At 71.8% G+C, this 16,940-nt stretch carries 16 protein-coding genes; 4 read left to right on the top strand and 12 right to left on the bottom strand.

What is annotated here, in order from left to right; all coding sequences use genetic code 11:
- Nucleotides 1-115 precede the first annotated feature (115 nt).
- Nucleotides 116-616, bottom strand: a complete 501-nt coding sequence (locus tag ACZ4N4_RS33925; RefSeq protein WP_453572420.1) for a type III secretion system chaperone family protein — start codon at nucleotides 614-616, stop codon at nucleotides 116-118.
- Nucleotides 609-1,946: a D-inositol-3-phosphate glycosyltransferase gene (mshA, locus tag ACZ4N4_RS33920; protein ID WP_467596015.1), complete on the bottom strand. Its 1,338-nt coding sequence runs from the start codon at nucleotides 1,944-1,946 to the stop codon at nucleotides 609-611. The genes ACZ4N4_RS33925 and mshA overlap by 8 nt, the downstream gene beginning before the upstream one ends.
- 273 nt (nucleotides 1,947-2,219) lie before the next feature.
- Between mshA and ACZ4N4_RS33915 the strand changes: the two genes are divergently transcribed.
- From ACZ4N4_RS33915 to ACZ4N4_RS33905, 3 genes are all read left to right on the top strand, one after another.
- On the top strand, nucleotides 2,220-3,011 hold the full coding sequence (locus ACZ4N4_RS33915; protein WP_453572414.1) for a class I SAM-dependent methyltransferase: 792 nt from the start codon (nucleotides 2,220-2,222) through the stop codon (nucleotides 3,009-3,011).
- Between the two features lie 184 nt (nucleotides 3,012-3,195).
- Complete coding sequence (locus ACZ4N4_RS33910) at nucleotides 3,196-4,305, top strand: C40 family peptidase (protein ID WP_467596011.1); 1,110 nt, start codon at nucleotides 3,196-3,198, stop codon at nucleotides 4,303-4,305.
- A 289-nt stretch (nucleotides 4,306-4,594) separates the two neighbouring features.
- Nucleotides 4,595-5,902: a PP2C family protein-serine/threonine phosphatase gene (locus tag ACZ4N4_RS33905; RefSeq protein ID WP_467596008.1), complete on the top strand. Its 1,308-nt coding sequence runs from the start codon at nucleotides 4,595-4,597 to the stop codon at nucleotides 5,900-5,902.
- Between the two features lie 47 nt (nucleotides 5,903-5,949).
- On the opposite strand, the gene ACZ4N4_RS33900 is transcribed toward ACZ4N4_RS33905, so the two are convergent.
- From ACZ4N4_RS33900 to ACZ4N4_RS33885, 4 genes are all read right to left on the bottom strand, one after another.
- A complete protein-coding gene (locus tag ACZ4N4_RS33900; protein ID WP_450762174.1) occupies nucleotides 5,950-6,282 on the bottom strand; it encodes a DUF2516 family protein in 333 nt (110 codons plus the stop codon).
- A 132-nt stretch (nucleotides 6,283-6,414) separates the two neighbouring features.
- The gene (locus ACZ4N4_RS33895; RefSeq protein ID WP_467596005.1) at nucleotides 6,415-7,065 is read right to left on the bottom strand and encodes a hypothetical protein; all 651 of its coding nucleotides are present in this window, start codon (nucleotides 7,063-7,065) and stop codon (nucleotides 6,415-6,417) included.
- 77 nt (nucleotides 7,066-7,142) lie between these two features.
- Entirely contained in the window at nucleotides 7,143-7,658 is a 516-nt protein-coding gene (locus ACZ4N4_RS33890) for a helix-turn-helix domain-containing protein (RefSeq protein ID WP_467596002.1), read from the bottom strand.
- A 101-nt stretch (nucleotides 7,659-7,759) separates the two neighbouring features.
- A complete protein-coding gene (locus ACZ4N4_RS33885; RefSeq protein WP_453572401.1) occupies nucleotides 7,760-8,131 on the bottom strand; it encodes a VOC family protein in 372 nt (123 codons plus the stop codon).
- A gap of 116 nt (nucleotides 8,132-8,247) precedes the next feature.
- Between ACZ4N4_RS33885 and ACZ4N4_RS33880 the strand changes: the two genes are divergently transcribed.
- On the top strand, nucleotides 8,248-9,174 hold the full coding sequence (locus ACZ4N4_RS33880; protein ID WP_467595999.1) for a hypothetical protein: 927 nt from the start codon (nucleotides 8,248-8,250) through the stop codon (nucleotides 9,172-9,174).
- A gap of 75 nt (nucleotides 9,175-9,249) precedes the next feature.
- Here the strand turns inward: ACZ4N4_RS33880 and ACZ4N4_RS33875 are convergent, their stop codons facing one another.
- The 6 genes from ACZ4N4_RS33875 to ACZ4N4_RS33850 all read right to left on the bottom strand — a co-directional run bounded on the left by ACZ4N4_RS33875 (nucleotide 9,250) and on the right by ACZ4N4_RS33850 (nucleotide 16,918).
- Nucleotides 9,250-9,726, bottom strand: coding sequence for an HAD domain-containing protein (locus ACZ4N4_RS33875; protein ID WP_467595996.1), 477 nt, complete (start codon nucleotides 9,724-9,726; stop codon nucleotides 9,250-9,252).
- A gap of 15 nt (nucleotides 9,727-9,741) precedes the next feature.
- Nucleotides 9,742-11,865, bottom strand: coding sequence for a HelD family protein (locus ACZ4N4_RS33870; RefSeq protein WP_467595993.1), 2,124 nt, complete (start codon nucleotides 11,863-11,865; stop codon nucleotides 9,742-9,744).
- A 40-nt stretch (nucleotides 11,866-11,905) separates the two neighbouring features.
- Nucleotides 11,906-12,514 carry a TetR/AcrR family transcriptional regulator gene (locus ACZ4N4_RS33865; RefSeq protein WP_467595991.1) on the bottom strand — a complete coding sequence of 203 codons (609 nt, stop codon included), beginning with the start codon at nucleotides 12,512-12,514 and terminating at the stop codon, nucleotides 11,906-11,908.
- A gap of 23 nt (nucleotides 12,515-12,537) precedes the next feature.
- Nucleotides 12,538-14,727 carry a phosphotransferase gene (locus ACZ4N4_RS33860; protein WP_467595989.1) on the bottom strand — a complete coding sequence of 730 codons (2,190 nt, stop codon included), beginning with the start codon at nucleotides 14,725-14,727 and terminating at the stop codon, nucleotides 12,538-12,540.
- A gap of 291 nt (nucleotides 14,728-15,018) precedes the next feature.
- Complete coding sequence (locus tag ACZ4N4_RS33855; RefSeq protein ID WP_467595986.1) at nucleotides 15,019-15,888, bottom strand: winged helix-turn-helix domain-containing protein; 870 nt, start codon at nucleotides 15,886-15,888, stop codon at nucleotides 15,019-15,021.
- A 316-nt stretch (nucleotides 15,889-16,204) separates the two neighbouring features.
- Nucleotides 16,205-16,918: an HAD family hydrolase gene (locus ACZ4N4_RS33850; protein WP_467595982.1), complete on the bottom strand. Its 714-nt coding sequence runs from the start codon at nucleotides 16,916-16,918 to the stop codon at nucleotides 16,205-16,207.
- Nucleotides 16,919-16,940: the final 22 nt, after the last annotated feature.

Raw genomic sequence — 16,940 nt, 5'->3', positions numbered from 1 at the left:
TGGCGACGTTTCATGGTTGTGAACGACGTTCATATCTGCGTCGGCCGCGAGCATGCCATGGCGCCCTGTCACCTCAAAAGAGTCGTGCAGGGGTCAATCAGGTCTGGACCTGAAGTCAGTCAGTGGGCCGTTCGATCAGGTGCGTGAACGCGTCCAGATTCCGCGTCGACTCGCCCCGGGACACCCGCCAGGCGTACTCCTTGCGGATCGCGGCGGCGAAGCCCAGCTCCAGGAGGGTGTTGAAGGCGCCGTCCGCCGCCTCCAGCACCTGGCCGAGCAGGCGGTCGATCTCGTCGGGGGTGACGGAGGCGAGCGGGAGCCTGGCGGTGACGTAGATGTCACCGAGCCGGTCGACGGCGTAACTCACGCTGTACAGCTTGAGGTTGCGCTCCAGGAGCCAGCGGTGGACGGCCGGCTCGTTCTCGTCGGGGTGCCGGATGACGAACGCGTTCAGGGAGAGGGAGTGGCGGCCGGCCAGGAGGGAGACGGTGGTCTTCAGCTTGCGGGTGCCGGGCAGCTGTACGACGTAGTTGCCGGGACCGGGGCTCTCCCACTCCAGTTCGGCGTCCTTCAGAGCCCCCTCGATGACCTGTGCGGCCTTGTCCACATCACCCATGGGCCGAGCGTACGCGACGGCGGTGGGACTGGGTCGCGGCCATGTAGACGTCGGCGGTGGCGGCGGCCGCGGTGTCCCAGCCGAACGACTGGGCGTGCCGGGCGGCGGCGTTGCCGAAACGGTCCGCCAGGGAGGGATCATCGGCGAAACGACACAGCACGCGCGCGTAGTCGACGGGATCGTGCCCGCGCACCAGGAAGCCGGTCTCGCCGTCCCGTACGGCCACCGGCAGCCCGCCGACCGAGGCGGCGAGGACGGGGGTACCGGCCGCCTGCGCCTCTATCGCGACCAGGCCGAAGGACTCGCTGTAGGACGGCATGACCAGCACGGAGGCTGCCCGAAACCAGTCCGCCAGCTGCTCCTGGCCGACCGGCGGCCGGAAGCGGACGACGTCCGCGACGCCGAGCCGCGCGGCCAGCTTCTGCAGGCCCTCCGGCTTGGCGAGGCCGCTGCCGCTGGGGCCGCCGACGATCGGTACGACGATCCGGGAGCGCAGTTCGGGCCGCTCGTCGAGGAGCACGGCCACGGCCCTGAGCAGTACGTCGGGGGCCTTCAGAGGCTGGATGCGGCCCGCGAAGAGCGGGATCAGCGCGTCCTGCGGGAGGTCCAGGCGGGCGCGGGCGGCCGCCCGGCCGTCGTCGGGGCGGAAGCGTTCGAGGTTCACGCCGGGGTGGACGACGGCGACCTTGGCGGCGTCGGCGCAGTAGTGCCGTACGAGTTCGTCGGCCTCTTCGGAGGTGTTGGCGATCAGGCGGTCGGCCGCGGACACGATCTGGGTCTCGCCGATCACGCGGGCGGCGGGCTCGGGGGTGTCGCCGTCGGCCAGGCTGGCGTTCTTGACCTTGGCCATGGTGTGCATCGCGTGCACGAGGGGGACGCCCCAGCGCTGGGCGGCGAGCCAGCCGACGTGGCCGGAGAGCCAGTAGTGCGAGTGGACGAGGTCGTAGTAGCCGGGGCGGTGGCCGGCCCAGGCCTGCATCACGCCGTGCGTGAAGGCGCACAGCTGGGCGGGGAGGTCCTCCTTGGCGAGACCCTCGTAGGGGCCGGCGTCGACGTGCCGGACGAGGACGCCGGGGGCGAGTTCGACGGTCGGCGGGAGGCCGCCGGAGGTGGCCCGGGTGAAGATCTCGACGTCGATGTTGATCGCGGCGAGGCGCTGCGCGAGCTCGACGATGTAGACGTTCATGCCGCCGGCGTCGCCGGTGCCGGGCTGGTGGAGCGGTGAGGTGTGCACGGAGAGCATGGCGACGCGGCGGGGCCTGCGGTGCAGCCGAAGCCGTGAGGGGGCCGCCGGAGAGCGACGCCCGAGCCTGCTGACGTACTGGCTCACGTGGCGGTCCTCCTAGTTGCGGGCATGCCAGTCGGAGGGTGTGGGGACCCTCCGAGGAAGTGCAACGCGGAGGCGTGGATTCCCATTCCACGGGGTGGGGTTTTTACCGGGGTATTACCTCTGGCCGCTCAACCGTTCGAGGGAAAGCCGCGTAGGGCGGTCCGGCTGTTGGGTGCGTGCGGGCCGGTGGGGGCTGTCGCGCCCACGCGGCGGAGCCGCATATCGACTCAGCCCCGCGCCCTTCCAGGGGCGCTCACGCTTACCCTCATACCCATGACTACCCGCGCCTCCCGCCCCGTGGGGACGGTGACGCGCGGGACCACGAATCCCAATCGGCTGCGGCGTATGGACCGGTGGATCGCCGCCACGCACGGGGCCGCGCTGCGTCGCGCCGTCGATCCGGTGGCCGTGGACCTCGGTTACGGGGCCGCTCCCTGGACCGCCGTCGAGTTGCTCGGGCGGCTGCGTACCGTCGCGCCGCGTGCGCGGGTCGTCGGGATCGAGATCGAGCCCGACCGGGTCGCCGCCGCGAAGCCGTACGAGCGGGACGGACTGGTCTTCCGGCACGGCGGGTTCGAGATCCCGGTCCCCGGGCGGCCGTTGCTCGTGCGCGCGGCCAACGTGCTGCGGCAGTACGACGAGGACGAGGTCGCCGCCGTCTGGGCGCGGCTGTGCGCACGGCTCGCGCCGGACGGGCTGCTGGTCGAGGGGACCTGCGACGAGATCGGGCGACGGCACGTGTGGGTCGCGCTCGGGCCGGAGGGGCCCCGGACGGTGACCTTCGCGACCCGGCTCGGCTCCCTGGAACGGCCGTCGGACCTCGCCGAGCGGCTGCCGAAGGCGCTGATCCACCGCAATGTGCCGGGCGAGCCGGTGCACGCGTTCCTGCGGGACTTCGACCGCGCCTGGGCGGCCGCCGCGCCCTACGCGTCGTACGGCGCCCGGCAGCGGTGGATCCGGACGGTGCGGGATCTGGCCGGCGACTGGCCGGTGACGGACTCGGCGGTGCGCTGGCGGCAGGGGGAAGTGACCGTGACGTGGGAGGCCTTGGCACCCTCGGCCTGAGGTCGGCCAGCCGGGAACGATCTCGGTGAGGTGTTCGTCACAAAGGCGGGGAGACGGTCATGCCCGGGGGGAGACCGGGAAGGAACCCACCCGTCACTACCTCTGTCGATTTGCGGCGTGACATGGCACGATCCTCCACGTGTCGGAAGTTACTGATGGTTAATCAGTTTTGGGGGGTCGGGTCATGGGACCGGACAAGCACGACGTCCGGGCGGGTGGGCGCCGCGGGATCCTGGCAGCGGCCGTGACCGTGGTCTGCGCGGTGACCGTACTGGCCGCGCCCGGCACGGCGTTCGCGGCACCGAGCCCCACACCGTCACCCAGCCGCTCCCCCGGCGCCTCCGTGACCCTCCCGCCCGACAAGGACCTTGAGGCCGTACAGGAGAAACTGGACGATCTCTACCATGACGCGGCCGTCGCCACCGACGCGTACAACGCCGCCGAAGAGGCCGCCGAGAAGCAGTCCGCCGAGATCGTCGACCTGGCCAAGAAGATCGTCAAAGGGCAGCAGAAGCTCGACGGGTTGAAGGCGCGGGCGGGCCGGGCGGCGGCCGCCCAGTACCGCACCGGCGGGCTGCCCGACAGCGCCAAGCTGCTGCTGAGCGACAACCCCTCGCAGTTCCTGGACGGAGCCGGGAGGGTGCTCCAGGGCGAGCGCGCCACCAAGGGCCTGATCAGCGAACTGACCCGGACCCAGCAGGACTTGAAGCAGTACGCGGCGGACGCGGCCGACCAGTGGAACAGGCTGGAGGCGGGGCGCAAGGCGAAGGCCGCCGCGAAGAAGAAGATCACGCAGCGGATCGCCGCCGCCGAGAAGCTCCAGTCGACGCTGGAGAAGAAGCAGAAGGAGCGGCTCGCCGAGCTGGAGCGGGAGGCCGCCTACAAGGCGCAGACCGCCTGGCTGGACACCGGGATACTCGACGAGATCCACAGCAAGGCGTCCGCGGCGGGCAGGAAGGCGGTCGAGTTCGCCACCGCCCAGATCGGCAAACCCTACGTGTGGGGCGCGGAGGGACCGGACTCGTACGACTGCTCCGGGCTGACCTCGCAGGCCTGGGCGAGCGCCGGGCGGCCGATCCCGCGCACCTCGCAGGAGCAGTGGAAGCAGCTCAAGCACGTCGACGTGAAGGACATGCGCCCCGGCGACCTGATCATCTACTTCGACGACGCCAGCCATGTCGCGATGTACGTCGGCGACGGCGCGATCATCCAAGCCCCGCGCCCGGGACGGACGGTGTCGATCGGCGGCGCCGGGACGATGCCGATCCTCGGGGTGGTACGGCCGGACGCCTGAGCACCGCAAGGCACTTTGGGTGTGATGTACCTTTCGTGACCTGCGCCATGTGACCCAGTACACGCCAACACCCTTGGAAACCCCGGCACCACGTGACCTTCGTCATCCCCGACGGACGGCCTTCTTGTCCAACTGCGTTACGGCACGCGGCATATGCCAAGGGTCTGAGACGGAGCGACGGGGCTCACACCATTCCGTTGCGGCGGCCAGTACCGCTATGGTCCCCGTCGGGTGGGTCGAGGTCCCTCGCCCCGCCATGCCCTCGGGGGGAGGGAAGGAACCCAACACGATGCCCGTACCCGTACCGCGGCAGAGAGCCATCCCGGCCGTGGAGAGTGGTCAGGCGCCGGTCGCCATGCCCGCACAGGGCGGCGGCCACCTCAAGGAAGAGGCCAACCGCACGGAAGCCGTCGCCCCGAACAGCGGCGGCACCACTCTCACCCTGCTGCTGATCGAGGACGATCCGGCCGGCTCGCCGGTCCTGCCCGAGTTGCGGGACGCGTCCGGCAACTCGATCCGCGTCCGCACCGCCCGCAACCTCACCGAGGCCGAGCGGCTGCTGACCGACGACGTCCACTGCATCCTGCTCGACCTGGCGCTGCCGGCGCCGGGCCGCGCCGACGCCGACGAGCTCGCCGTGCTCAAGCACGTGCTCAAGCTCGCGCCCCGGCACGCCGTGCTCGCGCTCACCGCCTCCGGTGACGCCGAGCGCGGCGCCGAGGCCGTGCGCGTCGGCGCGCAGGACTACCTCTTCCGGGACGAGCTGGACGGCCGGCTGCTGAGCCGCGCCATCCGGTACGCCGTCGAGCGCAAGCGGTCCCTCGCGGTCGAGCGCAAGCTCGCGGAGGGGCGGATGCGGGCGCAGGAGAACCGCCGCCTGGAGCGGGGCCTGCTGCCCACGCCCCTCCTGGACGGCTCCTCGCTGCGCTTCGCCGCCCGCTACCGCCCCGGCCGCTCGCGCGCGCTGCTCGGCGGTGACTTCTACGACACCGTGCGCACGCCCGACGGGACCGTGCACGCGATGATCGGTGACGTCTGCGGCCACGGCCCGGACGAGGCCGCGCTCGGTGTGGAGCTGCGGATCGCCTGGCGTGCGCTGACCCTGGCGGGACTGTGCGGCGACGAGCTGCTGGGCACGCTGCAGGAGGTGCTGGAGCACGAGCGCTCCGACGAGGAGATCTTCGCGACGCTCTGCACGGTCGACATAGCGCCCGACGGGCGCCGGGCCGGGCTGTGCCTGGCCGGTCACCCGGCCCCGCTGGTCGCCCGCCCCGGGCGGCCGGCGGAGCTGCTGCCATACGACAACAACGGGCCGGCGCTGGGGCTGCTGCGGGGGGCTCGGTGGCCGCGGATGCAGGTGGAGCTGGGCGCCGAGTGGAGCCTGATGCTCTACACCGACGGGCTGATCGAGGGCCGCATCGGCTCGGGCGGCGAGCGGCTCGGTCAGGACGGGATGGTCGAGATGGTGCGCCGGCAGCTGGGCGAGGGGCTCAGCGGGGAGGCCTTGCTGCGGGCGGCGGTCAACGAGGTGCGGGAGATGAACGGCGGCGAGCTGACGGACGACGTCGCCCTGGTGTTGCTGGACCGGCAGGCCTGACCGGTGCCCGCGGGGGGCGCGCCTCAGCGGGCGCGCCCCCCGCGGAGTCACCGCCCGCCGTTGTACGGCCCGTACGGGCCGTCGCTGCTGCTGCCGCCTCGGCGGCCGAAGCCGCGGCCGGAGACCTGCCTGAGGGCCGGGCGGACGTCGACGAAGAAGACGATCGTGGCGACCAGGCCCGCCAGCTGGAGGAAGAGCATGGGCACCAGCAGGTTCACCGCGACCGCGATACCGAGGATGATCAGCCAGAAGCCCTTGTTCTGCTTGTCCGCGGCCCGGTACGCGTCGTTCCGGAAGAGCGCGGCCATGACCAGCGCCACCACGGCGAGGACCAGCATGGCGAGGTAGAGCAGCCCCAGAAAACTTGAGAAGCCCTGCATCAGCACAACGTCCACCACCCGTTTCGGCTTGTTCCTACGCGGCCACCGTACCCGCTGGGCCGATCCCGCTACCCCGATAACGGGCCGGACACCCGAGGAGTGCCCGGCCCGTGCGTCCCTTCGACCTGCCGGTTACTTGGCCGGCGGGGTGGTCTTCTTGGCCGGGGTGGCCTTGCGGGGCGCCGGGGCCTTCTTGGCGTTGGCACTGGCGTTGGCGACCGGAGCCTTCTTCACCGCGGCCGGCTTGGCCTCGGCGGCCTTCGGCTGCTCCGCCCTCTTCTCGTCGGCCTTGACCTCGACCGGCTCGGGCTTGCCCTCGACGGCGATGGCCAGGTCCTCGATCTCCTCGGCGGCCTCGCCGCGCCAGGTCTTCACGGCCTGCTCGCCGTGCTCGGCGACCTTCTCGTAGGTCTCGCGGGCCTTGACGGCGTACTCGGCGGCCACGCCGACCTGGCGCAGCGCGAAGTCCTGGGCGGACTCGCCGAGCTTCTTGAGGTCACCGTCGAGGGAGACGATGAAGTCGTTGACCCTGGCCTGGAGGCTGGCCTGCGCCTCCTTGGCCTTGGCACCGGCCTCCTTGGCGCGGGTGGCGGCCTTCTCCTGCACGGCCTTCGGGTCCGCGTTGCGGACGGCCTCGATGCGGGCCGGGGCCTCGGCGCGCAGCTGCTCGACCAGGCCGGGCACCTTCCTGGCCTGCTGGAGGGCGAGGTCGGCGGTGCCGGCGGCGAAGTAGAACGGAGTCGGGTCGCTGAGGGTCTTGCGCAGATCGTCGGTGATGGCCATGGTGATGGTCCTCCCGGATTCAGGTTCGGCTGAGGGTTTTGTGGTCCGTGGCGTGGCGGTCGGCGCGCTTGGCCGGCTCATCCGGCCGTCCGCCCCGGATCGGTCTCGCTGCCGGCGTCGCTGCCGGTACCGCTGTCGGCGTCGCTGCCGATGTCACTGCCGGCTCCGCTGCCGTCGCGCGGCACTCCGTCGCCCCGCACACCGCCGGCCTCGCTGCCGGCGCTCGCGCTCTCCCCGCCCGACCCGAAGCCGTTCTCCTTGCGGAACGACTCGTAGATCTGGAGCAGCACCTGCTTCTGCCGCTCGTCGAGGGTGGGGTCGGCGAGGATGACCGCGCGGGTCTCCACCTCGTTCAGATCCCGCTCGGCGTCGAGGATGCCGGCGCGGACGTACAGCGTCTCGGCGGAGATCCGCAGGGCTTTCGCGACCTGCTGCAACACCTCCGCGCTCGGCTTGCGCAGCCCGCGCTCGATCTGGCTCAGGTACGGATTGGACACCCCGGCGGCGTCGGCGAGCTGCCTGAGCGACAGCTGCGCGTTGCGCCGCTGTTCGCGCAGATACTCACCGAGATTGCCGACGTTGAGCGATGCCATACCTCCACCCTGCCTCATCCTCGCTAACAATTGCAAGCACCCGCTTGCAAAAGTGTGTCCGCGTGTCGCGCTCGATGAGGTCGGCCTCGGCAGCTGCGGGATCAGCTTCGGCAGATGCAGAAGGGATGGCCCACCGGGTCGGTGAGAACCCGCGCTTTGACGGCTTCGTGCGGCTGGTGTTCCGGCTTGCCCGCGCCCAGCTCCAGCAGCCGGGCCTCGGCCTCGTCCAGATCCTCGACGTCGAAGCAGAGGTGCAGCTGTTGCGGAACGGTCTGCTCCGGCCAGCGCGGCGCCCGGTAGTCGTCGACCCGCTGAAAACCGATGAAGAGTCCGTGCTCACCGTTGAGACCCGCGAAGTCGGCGTCCGACTTCGGGTGCGGTTCAAGGCCGGTGGCCTGCTGGTAGAAAGCCGCCAGAGCCGGCGGATCAGGGCAGTCGAGCGTTATCGCGACCAGCTTCATCTGCGGGGACATGGCACCTCCGGGTCGGCCCGTGGATTTCCGCGCTGAACACCCTAGAGCGACAGGGCCCACCCGCCTGAGTAGGACGACTCATGTGTGCCGTGGCCCGGGCTGGCAGGCTCCGCGGCATGACGAGTGGCAGAGGGACGTCGACGGCGCTGCATCTCCTCCTGGTCTGGGCGGCGATGACGGCCACCGTGCCGGCGCTCGGCTTCGGGTTGCTGCTGGCGGGCTGGGGCAGCGGTGTCGGGGCGGCGGCGCTGGTCCTCGCCTTGAGCGTGCCGCTGCTGATAGGCCTGCTGGCCGTGGTGGGCGTACCGGCCAGGACCCTGGTGCCGCTGTGCGGCTCGGGGCGTGGGCGGCTCGGCTGGGCGACCCTGGTCTTCGCCCTTGGCACCCTCGGCGTTCTGGCGGGCCTCGCCGCCTACAGCGGGGACGTCGGTCTGGGAAGCGCCGGCGCCCGGGTCGCGCTGACGGGGGTGCCGTACGCCGTCGCCGCGGCGTTCTTCGTGCCGAGCCGGTGGGTGCGGCTGGGGGCGGTGGCCGCGCTGGCGGCCGGTGTCGCCTACGGGGGCTTCGTCGGTCCGGCGCGGGCGGATCAGCACCGGCAGGCGGCGGAGATCGCGCGCTACCGGGAACACGCGGAGCTGCTGTATCTGGGCGCCCCGCCACCAGGGATGCGGGTGGCCAGTGCCGAGGTCGGCCCCGCCTACTTCAGCGTCGCGTACCGCTCCGTCCGGGAGGGATACGACCTGTCGTACGTGGGGCTCGTGGTGCGGCCGGCGCTCACCCGGACCCCACAGTGCCCCGTGCCCGCGCAAAAGGCCGTGACCTGCAGCGTGGACGCGCACGGTGGGATGCGCACGGTCGAGCGCATCCCCGGCGGCGTCCTCGCCGTCACCCTCACCCGCCGCCACCACGACGCGGAGATCGAGGTCAGCAGTCAGTCCCTCGACGAACCCGGTCTGCGCCGCGTCCTGAACACACTGCATCCGCTGTCGAACGCGGAACTGGAGGAGCTGATGCGGGAAAAGGTGATCATCCGGGGCTACTGAGCCGGGCCGGCGCCGTCCCCGGCGCCTCCAGGCCGCTGTCCAAGCCGCCGGCCACGGACCGCCACCCGTGCGGCGTCAACGGTGCGTCGTCAGCCAGGACTCCAGGGCGCCGAAGTCCGCCGGCGTCAGGCCGAACTCGTGGGTGACACGGTGGAGCAGGGCCGGGCCGTGATGGTGGGTGGCGACCCAGGCGCGGTCGGCCTCGGTGATCTCGTCGTCGATCCAGATGAACGGCCGCTCACCCGCCCACTCCACCAGCGGCCGCGTCTTCCAGTGCAGCAGGGCGGGCGGCTCGTCCTCGTCCGGCCACTCCACGACGGGCAGCGGGGGCAGGCCCAGCCACGGGGCGACGCAGGCGTTGGCGTCGTCCATCCAGGTGGTGGCCCACACGAGCTGGCAGCCGAGTGCGGCCAGGCGCGGGCCCAGCGCCGGGTCGATACGGGTGACCAGCGGGTTCAGGGGGGCGTGGGCGGTCTCGTAGGCCGGGTACGGGTGCCCCGCCGGGGCGCCGAACGGGATGAGGGTGCCGTCGATGTCCAGGAAGAGAATCATCGGGGACAGGATCCCTCAGAACGGCAGCGGCCTCGCGTGCACCACGTCCAGCCTCGTCACCGCCCGGGTCAGCACCACGTACAGCCGGTGCAGGCCGCGTGCCTCGCCCTCCGCCACCGCCGCCGGTTCCACCGCCACCACATGGTCGTACTCCAGGCCCTTGACCAGGCTCGCCGGGACCACGGCCACCCTGGCGCCGAGCTGGTCCGCCTCCGCCGGTTCGATACCCGCGGCGGTGAGCGCGGCGCGTACGCCGGCGACCTGTGCGTCCGCCGCCAGGACGCCCACCGACCCCTCGCGGGCCAGAGCCTCCCGTACCGCGGTGACCGTGGCGGCCCGCACGTCCCGCGTCGGACGGATGGTCAGCTCCCCGTCCGCGCGGTAGGACCGGGCCGGGGGCACGTCCGTGTCCAGCCGTTCGAGCAGCCGGTTCGTCAGCTCCACGACCGCCGCCGGGACGCGGAACCCGGTGGTGAGCGGGACGACCGTCGCGTCCGGCTTGCCCAGGTGGCGCAGTACGGCGTCCCAGCTCCGCGCCGACCAGGGCGTGGTGGCCTGGGCCAGGTCGCCGAGGACGGTGAGGGAGCCGAAGACGGCGCGGCGGGCGATCGCCCGGCACTCCATGGGCGACAGGTCCTGGGCCTCGTCGACGACGATATGGCCGTACCCGTCGGGGTGTTCGACGAGCCCGGCGACCTCGTCGAGGAGCACCAGGTCGGCGGGTGACCAGCGGGCGGACTTGTAGGAGCGTGGGGGGCGGGGCCAGCGCAACGCCTGCTGCTCGTCGGGATCGAGGAGGCCCTCGGCCGCCCGCGCCAGCACCTCGGCGTCCGTGAGCAGTCCGGCCAGCACCTCCTCCGGGCGGACCTTCGGCCAGACGGTGTCGAGGCAGGCGCTCATCGCCCGCGACCGTTCCAGACGGCGGGTCCAGGTGGCCGGCTGCGGCCCGGCCCGCCGTTCGGCCTGGAGCTGTACGGCCCGCATCGCCCGCCCCCGCACCCGCTCGCGCCCGACGGCGTACGGCGGTTCCTCGCGCCGTACCGCCGCGACGATCTCGGTCAGTGCGGCGGCGGACACCCGCCAGGTGTAGGTGCCGTCGGAGAGGGAGAGGGGGTGGACGGCCTCGGTGGACACGTGGGCGTACAGGGCGCGGCGCAGCACCTCGGCCATCCGGGGGTCGTGCTTGAGCGCGGCGGCGCGGGCGGAGTCGGTGCCGGTGGCCGGATGGCGGGCGATCTCCTCGTGGAGGGTGGTCTGGCGTACGCCGGTCTCGCCCAGCGCCGGCAGCACCTCGGAGATGTAGGAGAGGAAAGTGCGGTTGGGGCCGAGGATCAGCAGGCCGGCGCGGCGGATGCGCTGGGGGTGGGTGTAGAGGAGGTAGGCGGCGCGGTGCAGGCCGACGGCGGTCTTGCCGGTGCCCGGGGCGCCCTGGACGCAGACGGAGGCGGTGAGGTCGGCGCGTACCAGGTCGTCCTGGTCGGGCTGGATGGTGGCGGCGATGTCCCGCATGGGGCCGACGCGGGGCCGTTCGATCTCCCGGGCCAGGAGGGTGCCGGGGCCGGACTCGCCCACGCTCAGCCGCTCGTCCTCCCAGCCGGTGAGGTCTGCGGAGTCGCCGTGGCTGCCCGGGGCCCAGCCGAACCGGCGCCGTACCGCGACGCCCTGCGGTTCGTCGGGGCCGGCCTGGTAGAAGGCCCGGGAGACGGGTGCCCGCCAGTCGACGACCAGGGGCGGGGCGGTCGGCTCCGCGCTGATCCGCAGCCGGCCGATGCGGTAGCTCTGCCCGGCGTGCTCGCCGGAGGCGAAGTCCAGCTTGCCGAAGAACAGCGGGCCCTGGGGCAGTTCGCGCATCTCCTTGGCCCGGCTGCGCAGCCGGTACCCGAGGACCTCGGCGTCGGCGCCGGAGGCGGAGACGTCCTCGCCGGTGACGACGTGGTCGGCGGCGCCTTCGACCATGCGGGCGAGGGCGGCTCGGCAGGTGTCGTGGTAGGCGCGTTCGCGGGTGAGTTCGCGATGGCCGAGTTCACGCCGGTCGGGTTCGCGCCGGTCGAGTTCGCGCCGGTCGGGTTCGCGCCGGTCGGGTTCATGCCGGTCGGGTTCGCGCTGGACGGGCTCCTGCTGGGCGACTTCCTGCTGCATGGGAACAGCGTAGACGAGAAAACGTAACCCGGTTAAATTTTTAACCGGGACTATCGGACAGTGCCCGCTCCAGCCGCCCGAAGGCCCGCTCCGCCGCCCGCACCGCGTCCTCCCGCACCTCCTCGACCCGCTCCCCGGCCACGATCCGCCGCCAGTTGTCCTGCGCGAGGATCCGCTGTACGGCGATGATCTGGCCGGCGGCCAGCCGCGCGTCCAGGGTGCCGCCGAGGGCCTCGGCGAGCGCGGCCTCGGACCGTTCCAGATAGGTGTGCTGGCGGGCGACGAGGGTGGCCGTGCTGTTGAGGAGGGTGTGGAAGGCGAGGACCTGGGGGTGGTCGTTGAGCCCGGTGATCGGGTCGTTGCGCCGCAGGCCGTCCAGGAAGTGGGCCCGCAGCACGCCGACCGGGGACTCGGCCCCCGTGACCAGCCGCGCGGCCTCCGTCTCGTGGTCGGCGATCCGGTGCAGGACGAGGTCCTCCTTGACCGGGAAGTACCGGAACAGGGTCGGCTTGGAGATACCGGCCGCGGCCGCCACCTCGGCGACCGGCACCGCGTCGAACCCCTTCGCCAGGAACAGCCGTACGGCGATGTCCGACACGTCCTCGTACATCCGCCGCTTCTTGCGCTCACGCAGGCCCATCTCACCCATGGGGGGAGCCTACGCAGCGGGCGTCAGGCGAGGGCGCGGGCGAGGTCCGCCAGGCGCCGGCCCGGCAGGCCCAGGGAACCGGTCGCGGCCGCCAGAGTCATGGCGTACGAGTCCACCGCGCGCCGTACGTTCGGCGCGTCCAGGCCGGCCCCGGTGACCAGGCGGTCCAGATCGACGTAGGCCGAGCGGACGATCTCAATCCAGCGGTAGACCCGCCAGTCCCGCTCCCAGTCGCGGGTGAACCTCGACTCCAGCCCGCGCTCCCAGCGGCGGAGCATCCGGTCCCGGATCTCCGGCCGGGTCGGGGTCAGGTGCATGTGCCGGACCAGGTCGTAGAGCGGGTCGCCGACCAGGGCCATCTCCCAGTCGATGATGGTCAGGGCGAGCGTGTCGTCACGGCGGACCAGGTTCCAGGGGTTGAGGTCGCCGTGCAGCAGGGCCGGGGCGCGGTCGCTCACCCGGTGCCGGGCAAGGATCTCGCGCAGCCGGGAGGCGTCGGGGAGCCCGAGGAAGCGGGCCAGTTGCTGGGACTCCCTGGGGAGGCTGGCGACCAGGGCGACGAGTTGGTCGCACAGCCAGCCGTAGAAGACGCCCAGCTCGCCCGCGACCGGGTCCACCTGCGTGTAGTCGACCCCGGTGAGCGCGGCCAGCTGGTCGACGAGCACGTCGGCCTCGTGCGGGCGCAGGCCGTGCACGGGGTGGTCGGGCCTGCGGCCGAGGTCGCCCGGGCCCTCGTAGGTGTGGATGGCGAAGCGGTCCCGGGAGTAGGCGCACAGGTAGCGCGCCCGGGTCTCCCCCAGGGCCAGCACGCGGGGCGCCGCCACCGCGACCCCGGAGCGCTCGATCGCCCGCAGCACGGCGTGCTCGCTGAGGTAGCTGCGCTCCAGGCGGCGGAAGTGCGGCACCTTCCGGCGGACCACCACCGGGAAGTCGATGCCGGGCACCCGGATCACCGAGTTGAGGTGCGCGGTGCCCTTGAAGACCTGGCCGGCCGGTGTCGCGCCTTCCAGGAACAGGGCGGCCCGCACCGCGGAGTGCGGGAAGTCGGGGCGCTCGGGGACCCGCCGGTCCTGCTTCCATTCGATGACGTCGGTGATCCGGCCCCGCGGGGCGGGGCCGCCGGCGGGCGTGGACGCCGCCCAGCGGAACAGGATCCGCTCGATCTCCCGGTCGCCCGGCACCGTGCGCAGCCGCAGCGGTCCGGCGGCCGCCTCCAGCGCCTGCCGGACGGCCGCGGTGGCAGCGTCCAGGCTGTGCTGGTCGAAGGACTCCTCCAGGGACCGCGCGGCCCGCATCACGTCCGGATAGACGGACTGGGCGCGCTCGAAGTCCACGTAGTGCCGCAGGTCCTTGGCGGCCCCGTGGGTGGCGGCCGGCCGCACCGCCCGCATGGCCTCCGTCCAGGCCTCGACGACCTCCTCCCGCTGCTGGGCCGGGTACTGCATGCGGACCAGATGGGTGGCGAGGTCGTGCAGGGGGTCGCCGAAGGTGGCCAGCTCCCAGTCGACGCAGGTGAGGGACGCGTCGCCGGACTGGGACACGATCAGGTTGTCCCGGTGCAGGTCGGCATGGAGAAGGCTGTACGGGCGCCGGGTCATCCAGGGCACCCGGTCGGCGAACCGGAGCAGGGCGTCCTCGGGGATACCCAGGGCGGCGAACAGCCAGCCGAACGCGGGACCGTTGGCCTGGCGGATCTGGAGATCCGCCATCCGGGCCAGTGTCCGCAGGAAGGCCTGGCTGTCCGAGTGGTTCCGGGGCCACGTCGACGGCAGCGGCGGCAGCGCGGCACCGCGCACCTGGGTCGTCCCGGCCATCAGCCGGGCCAGGGCCTTCAGCAGCACGGTGTCGACCGGCTTGCCGTTGGCGCAGACGCTGGAGAGCGGAACTCCCTCCACATAGCTGTGGATGGTGAAGCGATTCCCTTCGAAGAGGCACTCGGGGACGTTGGGCAGCACGCCCTGCAGCGCGCCCAGGATCCGTGCCTCGTTCGCCCAGGTCCGGATCACCACGGAGAGGGCGTCGGGTCTGCGGACCCGGACGATGACCGCGGTCCCGGGCGCCCGGCGCAGCAGCCGGGCCACCGGCTCGTTCAGCGGAAGGACGTAGTTCTGGTTGTGGAAGCCGCTGCTCGCCAGCCCTTGTTCCGCCGCATGCCCCCGGAACGCCTCGTACTCGTCGTCGAAGAGAGGTCTGCCGGTGTCTCTCCCGGTCACGACAGGGGGGACGGAGGGTGCACCCACTGGTCGCTCCGGGGTGGTTCGCGCGTGGTTCGCGGGGATCGAGTAGGGGAAACGGTATTGCCGGCTGACGTGTTGCACGAGCCGGGGGGCAGTGGAGTGACCCTGACGAGTGGTGGGGTACTCAGCTGTACGGCCGTCGGCCGGTACGGTCGCCCGAGGTCGGCTCTGTCACCTTCCCCATTACGCACGAACCCGAGCGGTTGCTCAGTCGATTTCGGCATGCTAGCGCAGCGGAGGCCTGCTCCGGATCATCTCCGGCCGTGGTCACCGGGCGAGTAGCGTCCAGACCGCCTCGAACCATTTGGTGGTGTTGGCGACGAAGGTCGAACCGGGTGAGGTCGGGTTCGCGTCGCGGACGTGGTGGGTCAGGGAGGCGCCGAAGCCCAGGACGTCCACGGACTCGACCTCCGTGCCGTCGTCGAGGATGACCTTGCGCAGGATGGGCTCGTAGAAGCCGTGCAGGACCTCGTCGTGGTTGATGACATAGAGCTTGAACGTCGGGGTGAGTTCGGTGCGGCGCACCTCCAGCTCGACCTTCCGCACCAGTTCCTCGGCGCGCAGCTCCTCGAGGACGGCGCGCAGGGAGCCGGTGTGGGCCTCGGTGATGGTGTGCAGCCGCTTCGGCAGCCGCGGATCGGCGCTGTTGTCCCGGGCCCGGGGGTACGGCATGGGGTGCTGTGTGGCCGGCAGGATCATCCGCAGGGCGATCCGCCGGGGCGAGATGTCGCCCGCCCGGATCCGCTCCGCCTGGATGCGGATGTGGGCGTCCAGGCTCTCCGAGGTCAGCGTGTAGATGTCCAGCGTGACCTCGTCCTGCTCGAAGGCCTCGCCGATGAGCGGACCGAGGGTCACCGGGTGGTGCCGGGAGCGACTGGCCCGGGGGGCCGAGGACTGTATGTGCTGGCGCATCACGACCCGTGAGCGCTTGCCCCGGCCCGACTCGATCCAGCCTTCGCTGCTCAGTTCGCGCAGTGCCCGTTGCACGGTGTCGCGGGCGACGCCGAACTCCCGCGCGAGCGACTCCTGCGACGGCAGGAAGGAGTCGATGGGGTAGGCGCCGTCGGAGAGCCGGACCCGGAGTTCCTCCGAGACCCGCTGAAAGGCTCCGGCGCCACCTGTCGTCCGCTTGGTCACATGCCGTACGTACCGCTCCCGGCCCCCCGGCAAACAACTTTCAGTCAGGCAACTCGTCAGTCAAGTTCCGGGTTACTGGATCTAGTTGGACGGGCATCTTTGCCACAAGCAGTCAACTTCTCAGTCAACTGGTCAGCTTGAGAGGTTGACGGAAAGCCGTGAGGCGAGGGGGGGTGGAGAGCCATGACCGTTCAGGTGCTCGGGATCGACCTGCAGATCGACGATCTCGGTCAACTGGCCTTCTGGGCCGCCGGTTTACTGGCGTCCCTGACGGCATGGCTGCGCAGGCGCCGACGGCAGGGGCGGGAACTGCCGGCTAGCCCCGCAGCAGTTCCAGCAGCGGCGCCAGCGAGACGACGACGCGGTCCGCACCGGCCGCGGTCAAAAGCTTGGCTTTCCGTGCGTTACGCGCGTAGCCCAGGAAGCGGACGCCGGCGCTCTCGGCCGCCTCAAGGTCCGACGGGGAGTCGCCGATCATCAGGGCCGCGGCGGGGGCGGCGCCCATCGCGTTGAGGGCACGGTTGAGGCAGTGCGGGTCCGGCTTGAGACGGTGCAGGTCCTCGGTGCGGCCGTAGATGTGCGGGGCGAAGCAGGGGGTGAGGCCGCGGTCGTCGAGGTAGGCGCGGACCACCCGGGGGGAGTTGTTGGTCGTCACCGCCATACGGACGCCACGCGCTCGCCAGGTCTGGATGAGGATGTCCGCATACGCCGTCGGCATCGCCGTCGTCGTGGCCCGTAGCTCCTCCTTGGTGAGACGTTCCTCCAACTCGGTGACCAGGTCGCTGCCGGGATGCCTGCGGTCCACGGCGCGCAGCACGAGGTGCGGGTCGAGGGAGTCGCGCTCGGTCTCCGTGACCAGGCCGCGCAGGCCCCGGCTCGCCAGCCACTCCACCAGCCCGTCGGCCACGCTCTCCGCCGAGTGCCCCGCGAACAGCCGGCAGATCGGGCCGTCGAAGTCCCAGAGGACCACACGGGCACTTCTGATCAGTTCCGCGAGCCCTTCGGCCTGGTTCTCGCTCTCGGTTGCCACCCGTTCAGTCTGCGTCGCATCA

The sequence above is a fragment of the Streptomyces sp. NPDC026538 genome, from assembly GCF_055567535.1.
Note: the sequence above shows the minus strand (reverse complement) of the source record. Positions and strands in the feature narration are given on the sequence as shown.